Below are 20098 nucleotides of genomic sequence, written 5' to 3' on the forward strand. Positions count from 1 at the left end.
TCTTCTCAATAAATGTTAGTTCGACAAGTATAACCATGAAGGTAAACCTCTTGAAGAGGCGTCCTCCGAATTACACGGCACCATTTGCTGGTTTTTCAGACAATTAATAGTCAGCGCCGGGCAGAAACTGCGAGTCTTATACTAAACAATAGGGAGTAAATCTATGTAAGCGCTCGCTATCTACAAACAAAAACGCCACGCATTGCGTGGCGTCTCATTAAACGGACGAGTTACGAGCGTTTCATCATGTCGAAGAAGTCGTCGTTGGTTTTGGTCATCGCCAGTTTATTGATGAGGAACTCCATCGCATCGATTTCGCCCATCGGGTGAATAATCTTGCGCAGGATCCACATCTTCTGCAGCTCTTCCTGAGTGGTGAGCAGCTCTTCTTTACGGGTACCAGAGCGGTTGTAATCGATCGCCGGGAAGACACGTTTTTCCGCAATTTTACGGGAAAGGTGCAGTTCCATGTTACCGGTGCCTTTAAACTCTTCGTAGATAACTTCATCCATTTTAGAGCCGGTATCGATAAGCGCGGTAGCGATGATAGTCAGGCTACCACCCTCTTCCACGTTACGCGCCGCACCGAAGAAACGCTTCGGACGATGCAGGGCGTTCGCATCCACACCACCGGTCAGGACTTTACCAGACGCCGGAACCACGGTGTTGTAGGCACGAGCCAGACGAGTGATGGAGTCGAGCAGGATGATAACGTCTTTCTTATGTTCAACCAGACGTTTCGCTTTCTCGATAACCATTTCTGCAACCTGAACGTGGCGAGATGCTGGTTCGTCAAAGGTAGAAGCAACCACTTCACCTTTCACCAGACGCTGCATCTCGGTCACTTCTTCCGGACGTTCGTCAATCAGCAGCACCATCAGTACGCAGTCTGGGTGGTTGTATGCGATGCTCTGCGCAATATTCTGCAGCAGCATGGTTTTACCGGCTTTTGGCGGCGCCACAATCAGACCACGCTGACCGCGACCGATCGGGGATGCCAGATCCAGCACGCGAGCGGTTAAGTCTTCGGTCGAACCATTACCACGCTCCATACGCAGGCGAGAGTTTGCGTGCAGCGGAGTCAAGTTTTCGAACAGAATCTTGTTACGTGAGTTCTCTGGTTTGTCGTAGTTAACTTCGTTAACTTTCAACAGTGCAAAGTAACGCTCACCCTCTTTTGGAGGACGAATCTTACCAGAGATGGTGTCACCAGTACGGAGGTTGAAACGGCGGATTTGGCTGGGAGATACGTAGATGTCGTCGGGACCGGCGAGGTAGGAGCTGTCTGCGGAGCGGAGGAAACCAAATCCATCCTGCAGAATCTCCAGCACACCGTCGCCAAAGATATCTTCGCCACTCTTTGCGTGCTGCTTCAGGATGGCAAAAATGATGTCCTGCTTGCGCATGCGGGCCTGGTTTTCCAGTCCCATATTTTCGCCGAGAGTAATCAGCTCAGAAACCGGCGTATTCTTTAATTCGGTAAGATTCATAATGGTGTGGGTTCTTAAACTCGGGGTAATACTCGAACTTAATGTTGTGAATGGTATGGCAGGGTCATCCATGCCTGTTTACGGCCATCAACTCACGTCTGTACGCTGCCTGGTCACAGGAAAGAACGCAGAACTGAAACGACATGACGGAATGAGTGATAAGCCCGGAATCTGTGCGCTTCTCACGTAAGGTTCAGCAGGAAGCAACGGGTCAAACAAGATTCAAACAAAAGGTATGTTTAAAACGAAGTCAAAACTAACTTAGCACGACTGTTGGCAGGCGTCCAGTATTCCACAAAAATTGAGAATACCGGACGCCAGAATCAATCTGGATTACGCCAGGTTAGCGTCCAGGAACTCTTTCAGCTGGCCTTTGGACAGTGCGCCCACTTTGGTCGCCGCCACTTCACCGCCTTTGAACAGCAGCAGCGTCGGGATACCACGGATGCCGTACTTCGGTGCAGTACCCGGGTTCTGGTCGATGTTCAGCTTAGCCACGGTCAGGCGGCCCTGATACTCTTCAGCGATTTCATCCAGAATCGGGGCGATCATTTTGCACGGACCACACCACTCTGCCCAGAAATCGACGAGGGTAAGCCCGTCAGCCTTGAGTACGTCCGTGTCAAAACTGTCGTCAGTCAGGTGAATAATTTTATCGCTCATATATAACTCCACAGGAATAAGCCTGGTCTGTTGGTGTAGCATTAATCAACAATCAACGTCGTGTTGATGTTGCTTTAGCCAACTAAAGGTTGACGTTATTTCACCGGATACGCTTTCTTAATGCAATAGTAAGCTGATATTCTACCACACTATGAGCAAAACACATTTAACAGAACAGAAGTTTTCCGACTTCGCCCTGCACCCGAAAGTTGTAGAAGCCCTTGAAAAGAAAGGGTTTCATAACTGTACGCCCATTCAGGCACTCGCCCTCCCGCTGACGCTGGCGGGTCGGGACGTTGCCGGGCAGGCGCAAACCGGTACCGGGAAAACGATGGCGTTCCTGACGTCAACGTTTCATTATCTTCTTTCTCACCCGGCCATTGAAAACCGCCAGGTGAACCAACCGCGCGCGCTGATCATGGCGCCGACCCGCGAGTTGGCGGTGCAGATTCATGCCGATGCTGAGCCTCTGGCTAAAGCAACGGGCCTGAAGCTGGGCTTAGCTTACGGCGGTGATGGCTACGACAAACAGCTTAAAGTGCTGGAAAGCGGCGTCGACATCCTTATCGGCACCACGGGCCGTTTAATCGATTACACCAAGCAGAACCACATCAACCTTGGCGCTATTCAGGTGGTTGTGCTCGACGAAGCGGATCGCATGTACGATCTCGGCTTCATTAAAGATATCCGCTGGCTGTTCCGCCGTATGCCGCCTGCGACTCAGCGTCTCAACATGCTGTTCTCCGCGACCCTCTCTTATCGCGTCCGCGAACTGGCGTTCGAGCAGATGAACAACGCCGAATACGTCGAAGTGGAACCGGAGCAAAAAACCGGCCACCGCATTAAAGAAGAGCTGTTCTATCCTTCCAACGAAGAGAAGATGCGTTTACTGCAAACGCTGCTGGAAGAAGAGTGGCCAGACCGCGCAATTATCTTCGCCAACACCAAACACCGTTGCGAAGATATCTGGGGCCATCTGGCGGCCGACGGACACCGTGTTGGCCTGCTGACCGGCGACGTCGCACAGAAAAAACGCCTGCGGATCCTCGAAGAGTTCACCCGTGGCGATCTCGATATTCTGGTAGCGACAGACGTTGCGGCGCGTGGCCTGCATATCCCGGCTGTGACGCACGTATTTAACTACGATCTGCCAGACGACTGCGAAGACTACGTTCACCGCATTGGCCGTACCGGCCGCGCAGGTGCAAGCGGTCACTCTATCAGCCTCGCCTGTGAAGAGTACGCGTTGAACCTCCCGGCGATTGAAACCTATATCGGCCACTCCATCCCGGTCAGTAAATACAACCCGGATGCGCTGATGACCGATCTGCCAAGGGCACTGCGTCTGACGCGCTCCCGCCCGGGCAATGGGCCGCGCCGCTCCGGTGGTGCTCCACGTAATCGTCGTCGCTCAGGTTAAAGAAAAATATGCTCAGCTCCACCTCGCTCTACGCAGCTATCGATCTCGGTTCCAATAGTTTTCATATGCTGGTTGTGCGCGAGGTGGCGGGAAGCATTCAAACCCTGACCCGCATTAAACGAAAAGTACGTCTGGCCGCCGGCCTGAACAGCGATAATGCCCTTTCCATCGACGCGATGGAGCGCGGCTGGCAGTGCTTACGCCTGTTTGCCGAGCGGCTGCAGGATATCCCCCACGCGCAGATTCGCGTTGTTGCAACCGCCACGCTGCGTCTGGCGGTTAATGCCGGTGATTTCATCGCCAAAGCTCAGGAGATCCTCGGCTGCCCGGTGCAAATCATCAGCGGTGAAGAGGAAGCGCGCCTGATTTATCAGGGCGTTGCCCACACCACCGGTGGTGACGATCGTCGCCTGGTCGTCGATATTGGCGGTGCCAGCACCGAGCTTGTGACCGGCACGGGCGCACAAACCACTTCTCTGTTTAGCCTGTCGATGGGCTGCGTCACCTGGCTCGAGCGTTACTTCACTGACCGCAATCTGGCGAAAGAAAACTTCGACGAAGCGGAAAACGCCGCGCGCGACGTCCTGCGTCCGGTGGCAGACAAACTCCGCTATCATGGCTGGAAAGTGTGCGTTGGGGCTTCCGGCACCGTTCAGGCGCTGCAGGAAATCATGATGGCGCAGGGGATGGACGAGCGCATCACGCTGCCAAAACTTCAACAGTTGAAGCAGCGAGCCATTCAGTGCGGACGTCTTGAAGAGCTGGAAATTGAAGGTCTGACGCTGGAGCGAGCACTGGTCTTCCCAAGCGGCCTCGCTATCCTGATTGCTATTTTCACCGAGCTTAACATTCAGTGCATGACCTTGTCAGGCGGGGCGCTACGTGAAGGCCTGGTCTACGGCATGCTGCATCTGGCGGTGGATCAGGATATCCGCAGCCGGACGCTGCGCACTATCCAGCGCCGTTTCATGGTGGATACCGAGCAGGCCCAGCGCGTAGCGCAGCTTGCCGGGCGTTTCGCCAATGAGACAGAAAATGTCTGGGAGCTCGAGCCACTCAGCCGGGAACTGCTTATCAGCGCCTGTCAGCTGCATGAAATTGGGCTCAGCGTAGACTTCAAACAGGCACCTCAGCATGCCGCCTACCTGGTTCGACATCTTGATCTCCCCGGTTTTACCCCCGCGCAGAAAAAGCTGCTGGCCACGCTGTTACTCAACCAGATTAACCCAGTAGACCTGGCGTCGCTGCATCAACAGAACGCCGTTCCGCCCAGGGTTGCCGAACATCTGTGCCGCCTGCTACGCCTTGCTATCCTGTTTGCCAGCCGACGTCGCGACGATCTGCTGCCAGAAATCACCCTGCATGCAGAAGCAGAAAAACTGACGCTGATCCTGCCGGAAAACTGGCTGGCTAACCATCCACTGGGTTCAGAAATGGTTGAACAAGAGTGCCAGTGGCAAAGCTACGTCCACTGGCCGCTGGAAGTGAAATAAGCCTACTTTTCTTTTGCCTTCGCCAGCATCGCCCGAATGTTGGCAACGTTCGCCTGGCCTTTATGCATCCGCTCTTCTGCGCTAATCACCTTGCGTTCCTGTTCCCACAGCACGTCGTCCTGCGGGAGTTCAAGCAGAAAACGGCTCGGCTCGGGACGAACCAGTTCACCGTACTGACGGCGCTCTTTACATAGCGTGAAAATCAGCTCTTTCTGCGCCCGGGTGATCCCCACATAGGCCAGCCGCCGTTCTTCATCGACGTTATCTTCATCGATGCTGCTTTGATGCGGCAACAGCCCTTCTTCCATGCCGACCAGGAACACATACGGGAACTCAAGCCCTTTAGAAGCATGCAGGGTCATCAGCTGAACCTGATCCATGTCCTCTTCGCTTTCACCGCGCTCCATCATGTCGCGCAGGGTGAAACGCGTGACGACCTGGGTCAACGTCATCGGCTCTTCCAGCTCCGAACCTTCCAGCATTTCGGTCATCCAGCTGAACAGCTGGTTGACGTTTTTCATCCGCATTTCCGCGGCTTTCGGGCTTGGTGAGGTTTCGAACAGCCAGGATTCGTAATCAATACCGTGGATAAGGTCGCGCACCGCCGCGATAGGCTCACGCTCAGACAAACGTTGCACTTCCCCAAGCCAGTGGGTAAAGCGGGTGAGCGACTCGTAGCCGCGCCCGGGAAGTAGATGGCTGAGGCCCATGTCAAAACTCGCGGTAAACATGCTCTTACTACGGGTCATCGCCCACTCGCCGAGCTTTTGCAGCGTTGCCGGGCCAATCTCGCGCTTCGGCGTATTCACAATGCGCAGAAAAGCACTGTCATCATCCGGGTTGGTCAGCACTCGCAGATAGGCCAGCAGATCTTTGATTTCCGGGCGCGAAAAGAACGAGGTGCCGCCGGAAATTTTGTACGGAATACGGTTCTGCATCAGCATTTTTTCAAACACCCGGGCTTGATGGTTCCCGCGATACAGAATGGCATAATCCTTGTACTGGGTTTTGTTCACGAAGTGATGGGCGATAAGTTCACCCGTCACCCGCTCTGCTTCATGCTCTTCGTGATTTGCGCTCAGGACTTTCAGCTCCGGGCCGTAGCCTAATTCTGAAAACAGGCGTTTTTCGAACACGTGCGGATTATTGGCAATCAGGATGTTCGCTGCCTTCAGGATCCGTCCTGAAGAGCGATAATTCTGCTCAAGCTTGATCACCTGTAATGCCGGGAAATCCTGACTCAGCAGCACCAGGTTTTGCGGCCTCGCGCCGCGCCAGGAGTAGATTGACTGATCGTCATCCCCCACCACGGTAAAGCGTGCCCGATTCCCCACCAGCAGCTTCACCAGCTCATACTGGCTGGTGTTGGTGTCCTGGTATTCATCCACCAGCAGATAACGAATTTTATTCTGCCAACGTTCGCGCACTTCTTCATTGCGCTGCAGCAGAAGCGTTGGCAACAGGATCAGGTCGTCGAAATCGAGAACGTTGCAGGCCTTCATGTGCGCATCGTACAGGCTGTAGCAGTGCGCAAAAATACGGTCGCGTTCTCCTTTTGCCTGTGCCGCCGCCTGAGCTGGCGTCATCAGATCGTTTTTCCAGTTGGAGATCGTCGAGATCAGCTGTTGCAGCAATACTTTGTCGTCTTCGAGAAGCCCTTCAGTCAGCTCTTTCAGGAGCGCAACCTGATCGGTATCGTCAAACAAGGAGAAGTTCGACTTCATCCCGAGCGCGGCATATTCGCGCTTAATGATGTCCAGCCCCAGGGTGTGGAAGGTGGAAATCATCAACCCGCGCGCCTCTTTGCGCCCCAACGTTTGCGCCACACGCTCTTTCATTTCACGCGCGGCTTTGTTGGTAAACGTCACGGCGGCGATGTGCTTAGCCTGATAGCCACAAACGCGGATCAGATGGGCGATTTTGTTGGTGATCACGCGGGTTTTACCGGATCCGGCACCCGCCAGCACCAGACAAGGTCCAGTGACGAATTCGACGGCTTGCTGTTGTCCGGGATTTAAACGCATAGAGTCACTCAATGAAATTTGGCAGGAAGAAAAAAGTGCGTGGTAGTATAGCGAGCGTTATCTACCCCACTCAAGGCACGATCATGGCAAAAACAGCGGCAGCACTGCATATTCTTGTTAAAGAAGAAAAATTGGCTCTGGATCTTCTGGAGCAGATCAAAAACGGCGGCGACTTCGAGAAGCTGGCGAAAAAGCACTCTATCTGCCCGTCAGGTAAAAAAGGCGGTCACCTGGGTGAATTCCGTCAGGGCCAGATGGTTCCGGCATTCGATAAAGTGGTGTTCTCCTGCCCGGTGCTGGAGCCAACCGGCCCGCTGCATACCCAGTTCGGTTACCACATTATCAAAGTGCTGTACCGTAACTAATAAAAAGCCCGGTGGCGCTAACGCTTACCGGGCCTACGATGTTGCACTTTTGTAGGTCGGGTAAGGCGTAGCCGCCACCCGACAATATGTTTAACCTGCTACAGCAATGCGTTTCATGTCTGTCATATAACCACGCAGTTTCTGGCCAACTTTCTCGATAGCATGGCCGCGAATCGCGTCATTCACGTCGCGCAGCTGAGCATTGTCTACCGCGCCTTCGGCAATCGCTTTACCCAGGTCACCCGGCTGCAGCTCGCTCATAAAGCCTTTCAGCAGCGGTACGCAGGCGTAAGAGAACAGGTAGTTACCGTACTCGGCGGTATCAGAAATCACCACGTTCATTTCATACAGACGCTTACGAGCGATAGTGTTCGCAATCAGCGGCAGCTCGTGCAGTGACTCGTAATAAGCAGATTCTTCGATAATGCCAGCATCAACCATGGTTTCGAACGCCAGCTCAACGCCCGCCTTCACCATCGCAATCATCAGAACGCCTTTATCGAAGTACTCCTGCTCACCGATTTTACCTTCATACTGCGCGGCGGTTTCGAACGCGGTTTTGCCGGTCTCTTCGCGCCAGGTCAGCAGTTTCTTATCGTCGTTGGCCCAGTCAGCCATCATGCCGGAGGAGAATTCACCGGAAATAATGTCGTCCATATGTTTCTGGAACAACGGTGCCATTTTCTCTTTCAGCTGTTCAGACAGCGCGTAAGCACGCAGTTTCGCCGGGTTGGACAGACGGTCCATCATCAGAGTGATACCCCCCTGCTTCAGCGCCTCAGTGATGGTTTCCCAGCCGAACTGAATCAGTTTCTCAGCGTAAGCCGGATCGGTACCTTCAGCCACCAGCTTGTCGAAGCACAGCAGTGAACCCGCCTGCAGCATACCGCAGAGGATGGTTTGTTCACCCATCAGATCAGATTTCACTTCTGCCACGAAGGAGGACTCCAGCACACCTGCACGGTGACCACCGGTCGCCGCAGCCCAGGCTTTGGCAATCGCCATCCCTTCGCCTTTCGGATCGTTTTCCGGGTGAACGGCGATGAGCGTCGGCACACCAAAACCACGCTTGTACTCTTCGCGTACTTCAGTACCCGGGCACTTCGGCGCCACCATCACCACAGTGATGTCTTTACGGATCTGCTCACCCACTTCCACGATGTTGAAACCGTGAGAGTAACCCAGCGCCGCGCCATCTTTCATCAGCGGCTGAACGGAGCGCACAACGTCGGAGTGCTGCTTGTCCGGAGTCAGGTTAACCACCAGATCAGCCTGCGGGATCAGCTCTTCGTAGGTACCTACTTTGAAGCCGTTTTCGGTGGCTTTACGCCATGAAGCACGCTTTTCAGCAATCGCTTCTTTACGCAGGGCATAAGCAATATCCAGACCGGAATCACGCATGTTCAGGCCCTGGTTCAGGCCCTGAGCGCCACAGCCGACGATGACCACTTTTTTACCCTGAAGGTAGCTCGCGCCATCGGCAAATTCGTCGCGTGCCATGAAGCGGCATTTACCCAGCTGTGCCAGCTGCTGGCGCAGATTCAGTGTATTAAAGTAGTTGGCCATGGTGATACCTCGTGATGTTGTGTTGTCGTGCTTATTGTTCGGTTCGCTTTTGCGATATTGAACTTACTATATGACAGGAAATTTATTGCGGAAATTGATATATTCACAACGTCACATTGCAATTTCTGCAATGTAAAACCGTGGAGCGTTGCCCGTGGATTTACGCGATCTGAAAACCTTCCTGCATCTGGCGGAAAGCCGCCATTTTGGCCGCAGCGCACGGGCGATGCACGTTAGCCCCTCCACGCTTTCCCGGCAAATTCAACGCCTGGAAGAGGATCTCGGTCAGCCGCTGTTTGTGCGCGATAACCGCACCGTTACCCTGACGGAAGCGGGCGAAGAGCTGCGTACCTTTGCCCAGCAGACGCTACTGCAGTATCAGCAGCTGCGCCATACCATCGATCAGCAGGGGCCGATGCTCTCTGGTGAACTCCATATTTTTTGCTCGGTGACCGCGGCTTACAGCCACCTGCCGCCAATCCTCGACCGGTTTCGTGCTGAGCATCCCTCCGTTGAAATTAAGCTGACCACCGGCGACGCCGCCGATGCGATGGAAAAAGTCGTAACCGGCGAAGCAGATCTTGCGATTGCCGGGAAACCAGAAACCCTGCCCGGCGCCGTGGCGTTCTCGATGCTGGAAAATCTGGCGGTGGTACTGATTGCCCCAGCGTTACCCTGCCCGGTGCGTAATCAGGTCACCCAGGAGAACCCGGACTGGTCAACCGTACCGTTCATCATGGCCGATCAAGGGCCGGTGCGTCGCCGCATTGAGCTGTGGTTCCGGCGGCAGAAAATCAGCAACCCGTCTATCTACGCCACCGTTGGCGGTCATGAGGCGATGGTGTCAATGGTAGCGCTGGGCTGTGGCGTGGCGCTGCTGCCGGAAGTGGTACTGGAAAACAGCCCTGAACCGGTGCGCAACCGCGTGATGATCCTTGAACGTAGTGATGAAAAAACGCCGTTTGAGCTTGGCGTCTGCGCACAAAAAAAGCGGCTGCATGAGCCGCTTATTGATGCGTTCTGGAAACTATTACCCGCCCATTAACCCGCGAGGAAGAAGCGGAACGCCGGGTTATTGGTCTCATCATGACACTCGTACCCGAGTTCGTTGAGCCGGGTTTCGAAGTCAGGCTCATGCTCACTCAGCTCGAACGCCGCCAGCACGCGGCCGTAGTCGGTGCCATGGCTGCGGTAGTGAAACAACGAAATATTCCAGTGGGTGCCTAGCGTATACAAAAACTTCAGCAACGCACCCGGTGACTCCGGAAACTCAAAGCTGTAGAGCCGCTCCTGCAACGGTTTCGACGGACGCCCACCCACCATGTAGCGCACATGCAGTTTCGCCATCTCATCGTCAGAGAGGTCAACCACACTGTAACCACCGTTGTGCAGGTGCTGGAGGATCTCTTTGCGCTCCTCAATGCCGCGGTTCACACGGACACCAACGAAGATGCAGGCGTTTTTCGCATCGGCGAAGCGGTAGTTAAACTCGGTGACCGCACGTCCGCCCAGCAGCTGGCAAAACTTAAGGAAGCTGCCCTTCTCTTCCGGAATAGTCACCGCCAGCAGCGCTTCACGTTGCTCGCCAAGCTCACAGCGTTCGGAGACATAACGCAAACCATGGAAGTTGACGTTCGCCCCGGAGAGCACGTGCGCCAGGCGTTCACCGCGAATGTTGTGCTGCGCGATGTATTTTTTCATCCCTGCCAGCGCCAGGGCACCAGAAGGCTCTGCCACTGCGCGGACATCTTCAAACAAGTCTTTCATCGCCGCGCAGATAGCATCGCTGTCGACGGTGATGATGTCGTCGAGGTACTCCTGGCACAGGCGGAAGGTCTCATCGCCAATGCGTTTCACCGCCACACCTTCAGCAAACAGCCCCACTCGCGGCAGATCGACCGGATGGCCGGCTTCCAGCGCCGCCTTCAGGCATGCCGAATCCTCTGCCTCGACGGCGATCACTTTGATCTGTGGCATCAGTTGCTTGATCAGTACCGCAACACCGGCTGCCAGCCCGCCGCCGCCGACCGGCACAAACACGCGATCCAGATGCGCGTCCTGCTGGATAAGCTCCAGCGCCAGCGTTCCCTGGCCCGAAATCACCATGGGGTGATCGAACGGTGGCACCCAGGTAAAACCCTGCTGCTGCGCAAGCTCAATCGCTTTAGCCTTGGCTTCATCAAAATTCGCGCCGTGGAGCAGCACTTCGCCGCCAAAACCACGTACCGCGTCGACTTTGATATCCGCCGTCGCCACCGGCATCACAATCAGCGCTTTCACGCCCAATCGTGCCGAAGAAAAGGCCACGCCCTGGGCATGGTTACCCGCCGAGGCGGTGATCACCCCACGCGCCTTCTGTTCTTCAGTCAGGCCAGCCATCATCGCGTAAGCACCGCGCAGCTTGAAGCTGTGCACCGGTTGACGGTCTTCGCGCTTCACCAGAATGACGTTTTCCAGCCGCGAAGAGAGTTTTTCCATCTTCTGTAGCGGTGTGACCTGTGCGGCTTCATAGACCGGTGCGCGCAGCACCGCCCTGAGATATTCCGCCCCCTCAGGGGCGGCAGATAGCGGTTGAGATTCGGCCATCATTAGCCTCCCAGTTTGGATTTATCGCGCACCGCCCCTTGATCCGCACTGGTGGCCAGACTGGCGTATGCCCGCAGGGCAAAAGAAACTTCACGCTGACGATCGCGCGGGGTCCAGGCTTTATCGCCACGGGCCTCCTGCGCTTCACGACGAGCCGCAATTTCCTGGTCACTCAGCTTCAGCTGGATACCACGATTCGGAATATCGATTTCAATCAGGTCGCCATCTTCGATAATCGCGATATTACCGCCGCTTGCCGCTTCCGGTGAAACGTGGCCAATGGAAAGGCCTGAAGTACCACCAGAGAAGCGACCATCGGTGATAAGCGCACAGGCTTTACCGAGACCCATTGATTTCAGGAAGGTGGTCGGATAGAGCATCTCCTGCATTCCTGGCCCACCTTTCGGCCCTTCGTAGCGAATCACCACGACATCGCCTGCTACCACTTTGCCACCGAGAATCGCTTCAACGGCGTCGTCCTGGCTTTCGTACACTTTCGCCGGGCCGGTAAATTTCAGAATGCTGTCGTCCACGCCTGCGGTCTTCACAATGCAACCTTTCTCAGCGAAGTTGCCGTAAAGCACCGCCAGGCCACCGTCTTTGCTGTAGGCATGTTCAAGAGAGCGAATACAGCCTTCGGCGCGATCGTCATCGAGGGTATCCCAACGGCAATCCTGGGAGAACGCCTGAGTGGTACGGATCCCGGCCGGGCCTGCGCGGAACATACTCTTCACCGCCGCGTCTTTGGTCAGCATAACGTCATACTGCTCAAGCGTTTGCGGCAGGGTCAGTCCAAGCACGCTCTTCACATTGCGGTTCAGCAGCCCGGCTCTGTCCAGCTCGCCGAGGATACCGATTACTCCACCCGCACGGTGCACATCCTCCATATGGTACTTCTGGGTGCTCGGTGCCACTTTGCACAGCTGCGGCACCTTGCGGGACAGCTTGTCGATATCGCTCATGGTGAAGTCGATTTCGGCTTCCTGTGCCGCCGCCAGCAGGTGCAGTACGGTGTTGGTGGAACCGCCCATGGCGATATCCAGGGTCATCGCATTTTCAAAAGCGGCCTTGCTGGCCACATTGCGCGGCAGCGCGCTGGCGTCGTCCTGCTCGTAGTAGCGTTTGGTCAGCTCGACGATGCGTTTACCCGCGTTGAGGAACAACTGTTTGCGGTCGGCGTGGGTTGCCAGCAGCGAACCATTGCCCGGCTGAGACAACCCCAGCGCTTCGGTCAGACAGTTCATTGAGTTGGCGGTAAACATCCCGGAACAGGAACCGCAGGTCGGGCACGCGGAGCGTTCCACCTGCTCGCTCTGCTCATCGGATACTTTCGGGTCTGCGCCCTGAATCATGGCATCGACCAGGTCGAGCTTGATGATTTTGTCGGACAGTTTGGTTTTACCGGCTTCCATCGGGCCGCCGGAAACAAAAATCACCGGAATATTGAGGCGCAGCGATGCCATCAGCATCCCCGGGGTGATTTTGTCGCAGTTAGAGATACACACCATGGCATCAGCACAGTGGGCGTTCACCATGTACTCCACCGAGTCGGCAATAAGCTCGCGAGATGGCAGTGAATAAAGCATGCCCCCGTGTCCCATGGCGATGCCATCGTCCACGGCGATGGTGTTGAACTCTTTCGCCACGCCGCCAGCGGCTTCAATCTGCTCAGCGACCAGTTTGCCGAGATCGCGCAGATGAACGTGCCCCGGTACAAACTGGGTGAAGGAGTTCACGACGGCAATAATCGGCTTGCCGAAATCGGCGTCGGTCATCCCGGTGGCGCGCCACAGCGCGCGGGCACCCGCCATGTTGCGGCCGTGGGTGGTAGTGGCGGAACGGTACTTAGGCATGCGTTATTTACTCCCGGTCTCTGTCTGTGAAACGGGACGGTGCGTGCCGTCCCGTTTTTTTAATTATTGATTTACTGAATCCAACCAGCCCCATTTGTCTTCGGTTTCACCGGTAAAGAGGCCAAAGAATGCTTTCTGAATACGTTTGGTGACCGGGCCACAACGGCCTTCGCCCACCTGAATGCCATCGACGCTGCGTACCGGCGTGATTTCCGCGGCTGTACCGGACATGAACACTTCGTCAGCCAGATACAAGGATTCACGGGACAGCACCTGCTCGCGTACTTCAATGCCCAGATCTTTAGCAAGCTTGATGATCGCATCACGGGTGATCCCCGGCAGCGCGGAAGAGGTGAACGGCGGAGTGAACAGAATGCCGTCTTTCACTTCAAACAGGTTTTCACCGGCACCTTCGGAGATATAGCCATTCACATCCAGCGCGATACCTTCCTGGTAGCCGTGACGACGGGCTTCGCTACCCACGAGCAGGGAAGAAAGGTAGTTACCACCGGCTTTCGCGGCGGTTGGGATGGTGTTCGGCGCCACGCGGTTCCAGGAGGAGACCATCGCATCAATGCCCTGATCCAGCGCTTCTGCGCCGAGATATGCACCCCACGGGAAGGCAGCGATGATCACGTCGGTGGTGTAACCGGCCGGCGGGTTAACGCCCATGCCAACATCGCCAACAAAGACCAGCGGACGGATATAGGCGCTGGTCAGATTGTTTTTGCGAATCACTTCGCGGCAGGCTTCCATCAGTTCATCAATGCTCTGAGACACCGGGAAACGATAAATTTTGGCTGAATCACGCAGACGTTGCATGTGTTCACGATGACGGAACACCACTGGCCCTTTGTGAGAATCGTAGCAACGGATACCTTCGAATACGGAAGTACCGTAGTGCAGCGCGTGGGACATCACGTGAACTTTCGCTTCACCCCATGGCACCATCTCACCATTGAACCAAATGTAATCAGCTTTTTTCGTCGTCATTTTTCTTCCTATTGCGCTCAGGCGCGGATTTGTTGTGATGATGTTGTTCGTTGCTGGATCTCGACACAGGCGACGTCGACCAGTTTGCTCAACTGACTAAACAGTAATTCGACTGGACGAGGGCTGGCAACGGTCAATTCAATATTTATGTTCTGCGCATCCGTTGCGGTCTCCATATTCATAGAGCAAATTTGAAAACCGCGATGACGCACCACGCGCAAAACGCGTTCTAAGGTTTCGGGGTTGAAGCGAGCCAGAACGGCGACCTGATGTTGCATCATGATAATTTCTCCAGCATTTGCGAGTTACTGGCACCAGGTGGTACCAACGGCCAGACATTCTCAAGTTCATCGATTGAGACATGAAGCAGGTAAGGCCCCTCGCTTGACAGCATGGTGTCGAGCGCCGCTTCAACCTGGTCTTTACGGGTGATGTGCTGTCCAGGGATGCCAAAGGCGCTGGCCAGCGTGAGGAAATCAGGGTTATCAGTCAGGGTGGTTTCGCTATAACGTTCCTGGAAGAACAGCTGCTGCCACTGGCGAACCATGCCTAAGCGCTGGTTATCGAGTAAGACGATTTTCAGCGGCAGCTGTTTACGTTTTACGGTGCCGAGCTCCTGAACATTCATCATGAAGGAGCCGTCACCGGAGATACAGATAACCGTATCGTTCGGGCGTGCTACCTGGGCTCCCACCGCCGCTGGCAGGCCAAAGCCCATCGTACCCAACCCACTGGAAGTAATGAAATTTTCCGGACGGGTATAGGTCATGTGCTGTGCGGACCACATCTGATGCTGGCCTACGTCGGTCGTGACCACGCTATCGGCCGGTTTACGATCGGACAGTTGCTTCAGCAACAGCGGCGCGTAGATGGCCTCACCCGGATGATCGTAACGCCAGGCATGCTCGGTGCGCATGTCAGCCGTATGTTGACGCCAGGCGTCCAACGCTAATGGCTGCTGCAACGCTGGCAGCAGCGCATTCAGAGAGCCCTGCAGAGCAACATGAGCCTGACGCAGTTTGTTCATCTCTGCCGGATCGATATCCATATGGATAACCTTCGCATGAGGTGCAAAGGTGTTCAGTTTTCCGGTCACACGGTCGTCAAAACGGGCGCCAACGGCAATCAACAGATCGCATTCCTGCACCGCCAGGTTCGCGGCTTTAGTGCCGTGCATTCCCAGCATACCGAGGTAGTACGGGTAGTCAGCTTCCACCGCCCCCAACCCTTTCAGGGTACAAACGGCCGGGATCTGCGTGACGTTGATAAACTCGCGCAGTGCCGGAACCGCCTGCGCCATACCAACACCACCGCCGACGTACAGCACCGGCTTCTGCGCCTGCGCCAGCATCTGGTTCGCCAGCGCAACGTCAGCTGCTGGAAACGCATCCGTCGCCGCGACGGTGGAAAAGTGAGGCTCCAGATTACCCACGGCAACCTGGATATCTTTCGGGATATCAACCAGTACCGGCCCCGGACGACCAGAGTTAGCCACCATGAATGCCTCGGCCATCACCTGCGGCAGTTCCTCCAGCGACTGAACCAGGAAACTGTGCTTAGTGCATGCCAACGATAAACCGAGTACATCGACTTCCTGGAAAGCATCGGTGCCGATAAACGGGGAAGCGACCTGGCCGGTGATAGCGACAACGGGAACGGAGTCGAGCAACGCATCGGCAAGGCCAGTTATCAGGTTTGTTGCCCCTGGGCCGGAAGTAGCAATACAAACGCCCGTTTTCCCGGTCGCACGGGCATAGCCGATGGCCGCCATAGCCGCGCCCTGCTCGTGCCGGCACAACAGGTGTTCCACGCCGCCGTCATACAGTGCATCGTAAACCGGCATAATTGCGCCACCCGGGTAGCCGAATACGGTATCAACCCCCTGTGCACGCAACGCATGTACCACCCACTGTGCCCCGTTCATAGTTAGTTCCCCGTCATAAATCTGGAGAAACAGAATTTTGTGCTAGTTGTCATAATCTGCTCCTCGCTTCAGTTTTTAGGCCATAAAAAAACCCCCGGACCTTTCGGTGCGGGGGTCTTAGTTCGTTAAGGCTTGATTTCTAAGCCTTTCCTCGTCCAAGTGCAGCCCCGCACGGTGGGATAATAATCACCACCACGCTAATCACGACCAGGCTAATCACTCGTAGAAGGGCTGTCATTTTCAGTTCTTTTTGCATCTTGTTCGAAGGAATACCTAAAGAGGTAACACAGGCAGCGCAGAGAACACAAGATTTTTTTATAACCCATTTTCTGAGCCAGCTAACAATTTCGAGTAAAACAGTTGTTTTATATAAGAAAAATTTGAGCTGAAAAAAATTCACTATTTTTCCCTCTGCGCCATCCCCCAAACAAAGGGAAAGCGCCTTTGCGAGGTCAATTCCAGAAATTTTATTGTGCTGTGAAATGCGGTAAAAATACGGGGATCTGCATCGTAATCACGACATTTTGTCGCGTTATGGAATTTCAATTAACGACATAATGACGCTATCAGGAGGCATTATGTCGCTATCAGTTGTCTACACTCGCGCCGCGCTGGGGATCACCGCGCCGCTCATTACCGTCGAGGTACATATCAGCAAAGGGCTACCCGGTTTGACCCTGGTTGGCCTGCCGGAAACAACGGTCAAGGAAGCCAGAGATCGCGTCCGTAGCGCAATCATCAACAGCGGTTATGAATTCCCGGCAAAGAAGATAACCATTAACCTGGCTCCCGCCGATCTCCCTAAAGAAGGAGGGAGATATGATTTACCTATCGCCATTGCGCTCCTGGTCGCTTCTGAGCAGCTTTCTGGGGCAAAGCTGAGTCAGTATGAGTTTGTGGGTGAACTGGCACTCACAGGCGCTTTACGCGGTATTCCTGGGACAATATCAGGCGCAATAGAGGCAACAAAAGCAGGACGTCGTATCGTGGTTGCAGAGGATAACGCTTCTGAAGTCGGGCTAATTGGTGGAGACCACTGCTATATCGCTCATCATTTGCAGGAGGTGTGCGTTTTTCTGGAAGGCAAACATACGCTAAGCGCGGCACCTCAGAATGATTCTTCAGCCTGTACCGCCCCTGTGAACGATTTGACCGATGTTATCGGGCAGCAGCAGGGGAAGCGTGCGCTGGAGATAACCGCGGCCGGTGGACACAATTTACTGCTCATTGGTCCCCCTGGTACGGGGAAAACCATGCTCGCCAGCAGGTTGCCCGGCTTACTTGCCCCGCTCAGTAACGAAGAAGCGCTGGAGAACGCGGCTATCTCAAGCCTGGTGCAGTCAGCGGATATGAAAACCCAATGGCGGGTACGTCCTTTTCGTTCACCCCATCACAGCGCCTCGCTGACGGCGATGGTCGGCGGCGGATCGATACCGGGTCCTGGCGAGATCTCGCTGGCACATAACGGTATTTTATTTCTCGATGAGCTCCCGGAATTCGAACGGCGTGTTCTTGATGCCCTGCGTGAACCGATAGAGTCTGGGCAAATTCATTTGTCGCGAACCAGAGCAAAGGTCACCTACCCTGCGCGCTTCCAGCTTATTGCTGCCATGAATCCCAGTCCCACCGGTCACTATCAGGGCAAGCACAACCGCTGTACGCCGGAACAGACGCTACGCTATCTGGGGCGGCTTTCCGGACCTTTTCTCGACCGCTTCGATCTCTCGCTTGAGATCCCGCTGCCGCCGCCAGGACTGCTTAGCCAGCCCCAAAGAGCCGGGGAGACGACCGCCATGGTGCGCGAACGAGTATTGCAAGCACAAGCAAAGCAGTATTCACGACAAAAGAAACTCAATGCTCATCTGGAAGGGAGTGAAATACGGGAACACTGCGAACTGGAAAATGCGGATGCCCTATGGCTTGAGCAGACGTTAACGCAACTGGGGTTGTCTATTCGTGCATGGCAGCGCCTGTTGAAAGTATCCCGCACGATAGCTGACCTTGCTGCCTGCAGCGATATTACCCGCTCTCACCTGCAGGAGGCGCTCAGCTACCGGGGTATCGATCGGGTATTGATTCACCTGCAGAAATTACTGGCATAAAAAAAGGGGCCGGAGCCCCTTTCTATTTTAGTCATCGCTTTCAGTATAGTCTTCCGCGCCTTCCATCTGCGGCTTACCGCCAGACAGAGTATGGAAACGCTTCGGGCGCTTGATACGCGCCATATACTTAAACCATACGCGTTCGGTTTCGGTTGAGGGCTCACGCTCCCCGTGACACACTGCAACAAACTGTTTTTCGTCTTCGGTTACAGGTTCGCGCTTACCCAGCTCCAGTTCGTTTAAGGCATAACCAAAACGCTCAAGCAGTTGTGCCTCTTTGATGGTGAAATCACCATGACGAGAGAAACCACGCGGATAATTTTTATTGTCGAAAAAACGATTCGTTGTCGTAAAGCTTTCCGCCATCCTACACGCTCCTAAGTCTTTGTCCGAGCTATTTATGGCGCGGAGTATTAGTTACGCTTGACAGAGTGTAAAACAAAACATTTAAATCATAACGACAAATAATTTTGTGGAGAAGGTCGTGGATACGGAATTGCTTAAAACTTTCCTGGAAGTCAGCAGAACTCGTCACTTCGGGCGTGCCGCAGAAGCGCTCTATCTGACTCAGTCGGCGGTCAGCTTTCGTATTCGCCAGTTAGAGAATCAGCTTGGGGTGAATCTGTTCACCAGACACCGGAATAACATCCGTCTGACACCGGCTGGCGAGAAACTTCTGCCTTATGCAGAAACCCTGATGAATACCTGGCAAGCCGCGCGTAAGGAGGTAGCGCACACCTCCCGACACAATGAGTTTTCAATTGGTGCCAGCGCTTCGCTGTGGGAATGCATGTTAAACGGCTGGCTCAGCAGACTTTATCAGGTGCAGACTAATCTGCAGTTTGAGGCACGTATTGCACAACGCCAGTCACTGGTAAAGCAGCTGCATGAACGCCAGTTAGATCTGCTCATTACCACTGAAGCCCCAAAAATGGACGAGTTCAGCAGTCAGTTGTTGGGGCATTTTACCCTTGCGCTCTATTCAGCAGAACCGGCCCGGACGAAAGCCGATCTCAACTATCTACGTCTCGAGTGGGGGCCAGATTTCCAACAGCATGAAGTAGGATTGATTGCCAGCGACGACGTACCGTCTTTAACCACCAGTTCTGCCGAACTGGCTCGTCAGCAGCTTGGGCCATTAAACGGTTGCACCTGGTTACCTATGGTCTGGGCCAAAGATAAAGGTGGTCTGCATGCGGTGACCGACAGCATTACACTTTCCCGTCCGCTTTATGCAATTTGGCTGCAAAATAGCGACAAACAGACCCAGATCCGCGACATTCTGAAAACCAGCGTATTGAGTTAAACCGTGTGGGGCAAGGATGCCCTGCATGAGGAAAAACGGTGAGATGGGTAAATGACAGACAAAAAAAAATCCTTTGCCGAAGCAAAGGATTGTTTTCTGGCAGGGGCGGAGAGACTCGAACTCCCAACACCCGGTTTTGGAGACCGGTGCTCTACCAATTGAACTACGCCCCTAAATCTTGTTACCACTAAGCCTGCTATGCAGCAGGCTTAGTGATGAATAAGTGGCGGAACGGACGGGACTCGAACCCGCGACCCCCTGCGTGACAGGCAGGTATTCTAACCGACTGAACTACCGCTCCACCGAATTTCTC

The 20098-nt window shown here is 54.6% G+C and carries 19 protein-coding genes and 2 tRNA genes; 6 read left to right on the plus strand and 15 right to left on the minus strand.

Going from position 1 to position 20098, the window contains the following annotated elements; all coding sequences use genetic code 11:
- Positions 1–230: 230 nt before the first annotated feature.
- From rho to trxA, 3 genes are all read right to left on the minus strand, one after another.
- Positions 231–1490, minus strand: a complete 1260-nt coding sequence (gene rho / locus C7387_RS22295; RefSeq protein ID WP_001054528.1) for a transcription termination factor Rho — start codon at positions 1488–1490, stop codon at positions 231–233.
- A gap of 87 nt (positions 1491–1577) precedes the next feature.
- Positions 1578–1676, minus strand: coding sequence for a rho operon leader peptide (locus tag C7387_RS22300; RefSeq protein ID WP_112471525.1), 99 nt, complete (start codon positions 1674–1676; stop codon positions 1578–1580).
- 147 nt (positions 1677–1823) lie between these two features.
- Entirely contained in the window at positions 1824–2153 is a 330-nt protein-coding gene (gene trxA, locus C7387_RS22305) for a thioredoxin TrxA (protein ID WP_038253011.1), read from the minus strand.
- A 151-nt stretch (positions 2154–2304) separates the two neighbouring features.
- On the opposite strand from trxA, the gene rhlB reads away from it, so the two are divergent.
- Together rhlB and gppA are read left to right on the plus strand one after the other, a co-directional pair.
- A complete protein-coding gene (gene rhlB / locus C7387_RS22310; RefSeq protein ID WP_006816631.1) occupies positions 2305–3573 on the plus strand; it encodes an ATP-dependent RNA helicase RhlB in 1269 nt (422 codons plus the stop codon).
- An 8-nt stretch (positions 3574–3581) separates the two neighbouring features.
- On the plus strand, positions 3582–5066 hold the full coding sequence (gppA, locus tag C7387_RS22315) for a guanosine-5'-triphosphate,3'-diphosphate diphosphatase (protein WP_038253013.1): 1485 nt from the start codon (positions 3582–3584) through the stop codon (positions 5064–5066).
- Between the two features lie 2 nt (positions 5067–5068).
- Here gppA and rep read toward each other — a convergent pair whose 3' ends face one another.
- Positions 5069–7090: a DNA helicase Rep gene (rep, locus tag C7387_RS22320; protein ID WP_120817525.1), complete on the minus strand. Its 2022-nt coding sequence runs from the start codon at positions 7088–7090 to the stop codon at positions 5069–5071.
- Between the two features lie 83 nt (positions 7091–7173).
- Here rep and ppiC point away from each other — a divergent pair, with 83 nt between their 5' ends.
- The gene (gene ppiC / locus C7387_RS22325) at positions 7174–7455 is read left to right on the plus strand and encodes a peptidylprolyl isomerase PpiC (protein ID WP_001140255.1); all 282 of its coding nucleotides are present in this window, start codon (positions 7174–7176) and stop codon (positions 7453–7455) included.
- Positions 7456–7545: 90 nt separating this feature from the next.
- Here the strand turns inward: ppiC and ilvC are convergent, their stop codons facing one another.
- The gene (gene ilvC / locus C7387_RS22330; protein WP_006816635.1) at positions 7546–9021 is read right to left on the minus strand and encodes a ketol-acid reductoisomerase; all 1476 of its coding nucleotides are present in this window, start codon (positions 9019–9021) and stop codon (positions 7546–7548) included.
- 154 nt (positions 9022–9175) lie between these two features.
- On the opposite strand from ilvC, the gene ilvY reads away from it, so the two are divergent.
- The gene (gene ilvY / locus C7387_RS22335; RefSeq protein ID WP_006816636.1) at positions 9176–10066 is read left to right on the plus strand and encodes an HTH-type transcriptional activator IlvY; all 891 of its coding nucleotides are present in this window, start codon (positions 9176–9178) and stop codon (positions 10064–10066) included.
- On the opposite strand, the gene ilvA is transcribed toward ilvY, so the two are convergent.
- The 7 genes from ilvA to ilvL form a co-directional block, all read right to left on the minus strand.
- Complete coding sequence (gene ilvA, locus C7387_RS22340) at positions 10063–11607, minus strand: threonine ammonia-lyase, biosynthetic (RefSeq protein ID WP_087943222.1); 1545 nt, start codon at positions 11605–11607, stop codon at positions 10063–10065. The two genes, ilvY and ilvA, sit on opposite strands and share 4 nt — an antisense overlap.
- 2 nt (positions 11608–11609) lie before the next feature.
- Positions 11610–13460, minus strand: coding sequence for a dihydroxy-acid dehydratase (gene ilvD, locus C7387_RS22345; RefSeq protein WP_120817526.1), 1851 nt, complete (start codon positions 13458–13460; stop codon positions 11610–11612).
- A gap of 63 nt (positions 13461–13523) precedes the next feature.
- Positions 13524–14453: a branched-chain amino acid transaminase gene (locus C7387_RS22350; protein WP_038253027.1), complete on the minus strand. Its 930-nt coding sequence runs from the start codon at positions 14451–14453 to the stop codon at positions 13524–13526.
- 17 nt (positions 14454–14470) lie between these two features.
- Positions 14471–14734, minus strand: a complete 264-nt coding sequence (ilvM, locus tag C7387_RS22355; RefSeq protein ID WP_006816641.1) for an acetolactate synthase 2 small subunit — start codon at positions 14732–14734, stop codon at positions 14471–14473.
- The gene (gene ilvG, locus C7387_RS22360) at positions 14731–16377 is read right to left on the minus strand and encodes an acetolactate synthase 2 catalytic subunit (protein ID WP_006816642.1); all 1647 of its coding nucleotides are present in this window, start codon (positions 16375–16377) and stop codon (positions 14731–14733) included. The genes ilvM and ilvG overlap by 4 nt, the downstream gene beginning before the upstream one ends.
- Before the next feature lie 2 nt (positions 16378–16379).
- Complete coding sequence (gene ilvX / locus C7387_RS23060) at positions 16380–16430, minus strand: peptide IlvX (RefSeq protein ID WP_166792073.1); 51 nt, start codon at positions 16428–16430, stop codon at positions 16380–16382.
- A gap of 86 nt (positions 16431–16516) precedes the next feature.
- Positions 16517–16615, minus strand: coding sequence for an ilv operon leader peptide (gene ilvL, locus C7387_RS22365; protein ID WP_001311244.1), 99 nt, complete (start codon positions 16613–16615; stop codon positions 16517–16519).
- Positions 16616–16955: 340 nt separating this feature from the next.
- On the opposite strand from ilvL, the gene C7387_RS22370 reads away from it, so the two are divergent.
- Positions 16956–18479 carry a YifB family Mg chelatase-like AAA ATPase gene (locus C7387_RS22370; protein ID WP_038253029.1) on the plus strand — a complete coding sequence of 508 codons (1524 nt, stop codon included), beginning with the start codon at positions 16956–16958 and terminating at the stop codon, positions 18477–18479.
- 27 nt (positions 18480–18506) lie between these two features.
- On the opposite strand, the gene C7387_RS22375 is transcribed toward C7387_RS22370, so the two are convergent.
- Positions 18507–18845 carry a MaoP family protein gene (locus tag C7387_RS22375; protein ID WP_006816646.1) on the minus strand — a complete coding sequence of 113 codons (339 nt, stop codon included), beginning with the start codon at positions 18843–18845 and terminating at the stop codon, positions 18507–18509.
- Positions 18846–18951: 106 nt separating this feature from the next.
- Here C7387_RS22375 and hdfR point away from each other — a divergent pair, with 106 nt between their 5' ends.
- Positions 18952–19785: an HTH-type transcriptional regulator HdfR gene (hdfR, locus tag C7387_RS22380; protein WP_006816647.1), complete on the plus strand. Its 834-nt coding sequence runs from the start codon at positions 18952–18954 to the stop codon at positions 19783–19785.
- A gap of 97 nt (positions 19786–19882) precedes the next feature.
- Here hdfR and C7387_RS22385 read toward each other — a convergent pair.
- Together C7387_RS22385 and C7387_RS22390 are read right to left on the minus strand one after the other, a co-directional pair.
- Positions 19883–19958, minus strand: a tRNA-Trp gene (locus C7387_RS22385).
- A gap of 51 nt (positions 19959–20009) precedes the next feature.
- Positions 20010–20086: transfer RNA gene (locus C7387_RS22390), tRNA-Asp, on the minus strand.
- Positions 20087–20098: the final 12 nt, after the last annotated feature.

This window comes from Yokenella regensburgei (assembly GCF_003634235.1).
Lineage (GTDB): Bacteria > Pseudomonadota > Gammaproteobacteria > Enterobacterales > Enterobacteriaceae > Yokenella > Yokenella regensburgei.

Coding starts and splice junctions, on each gene's coding strand:
- trxA (WP_038253011.1), bottom strand. CDS start 2,153: ATGAGCGATAAAATTATTCACCTGACTGACGACAGTTTTGACACGGAC.
- C7387_RS22375 (WP_006816646.1), bottom strand. CDS start 18,845: ATGGCGGAAAGCTTTACGACAACGAATCGTTTTTTCGACAATAAAAAT.
- ilvL (WP_001311244.1), bottom strand. CDS start 16,615: ATGACAGCCCTTCTACGAGTGATTAGCCTGGTCGTGATTAGCGTGGTG.
- ilvA (WP_087943222.1), bottom strand. CDS start 11,607: ATGGCCGAATCTCAACCGCTATCTGCCGCCCCTGAGGGGGCGGAATAT.
- rhlB (WP_006816631.1), top strand. CDS start 2,305: ATGAGCAAAACACATTTAACAGAACAGAAGTTTTCCGACTTCGCCCTG.
- ilvD (WP_120817526.1), bottom strand. CDS start 13,460: ATGCCTAAGTACCGTTCCGCCACTACCACCCACGGCCGCAACATGGCG.
- C7387_RS22370 (WP_038253029.1), top strand. CDS start 16,956: ATGTCGCTATCAGTTGTCTACACTCGCGCCGCGCTGGGGATCACCGCG.
- ilvG (WP_006816642.1), bottom strand. CDS start 16,377: ATGAACGGGGCACAGTGGGTGGTACATGCGTTGCGTGCACAGGGGGTT.
- rep (WP_120817525.1), bottom strand. CDS start 7,090: ATGCGTTTAAATCCCGGACAACAGCAAGCCGTCGAATTCGTCACTGGA.
- C7387_RS22350 (WP_038253027.1), bottom strand. CDS start 14,453: ATGACGACGAAAAAAGCTGATTACATTTGGTTCAATGGTGAGATGGTG.
- ppiC (WP_001140255.1), top strand. CDS start 7,174: ATGGCAAAAACAGCGGCAGCACTGCATATTCTTGTTAAAGAAGAAAAA.
- gppA (WP_038253013.1), top strand. CDS start 3,582: ATGCTCAGCTCCACCTCGCTCTACGCAGCTATCGATCTCGGTTCCAAT.
- rho (WP_001054528.1), bottom strand. CDS start 1,490: ATGAATCTTACCGAATTAAAGAATACGCCGGTTTCTGAGCTGATTACT.
- ilvC (WP_006816635.1), bottom strand. CDS start 9,021: ATGGCCAACTACTTTAATACACTGAATCTGCGCCAGCAGCTGGCACAG.
- ilvM (WP_006816641.1), bottom strand. CDS start 14,734: ATGATGCAACATCAGGTCGCCGTTCTGGCTCGCTTCAACCCCGAAACC.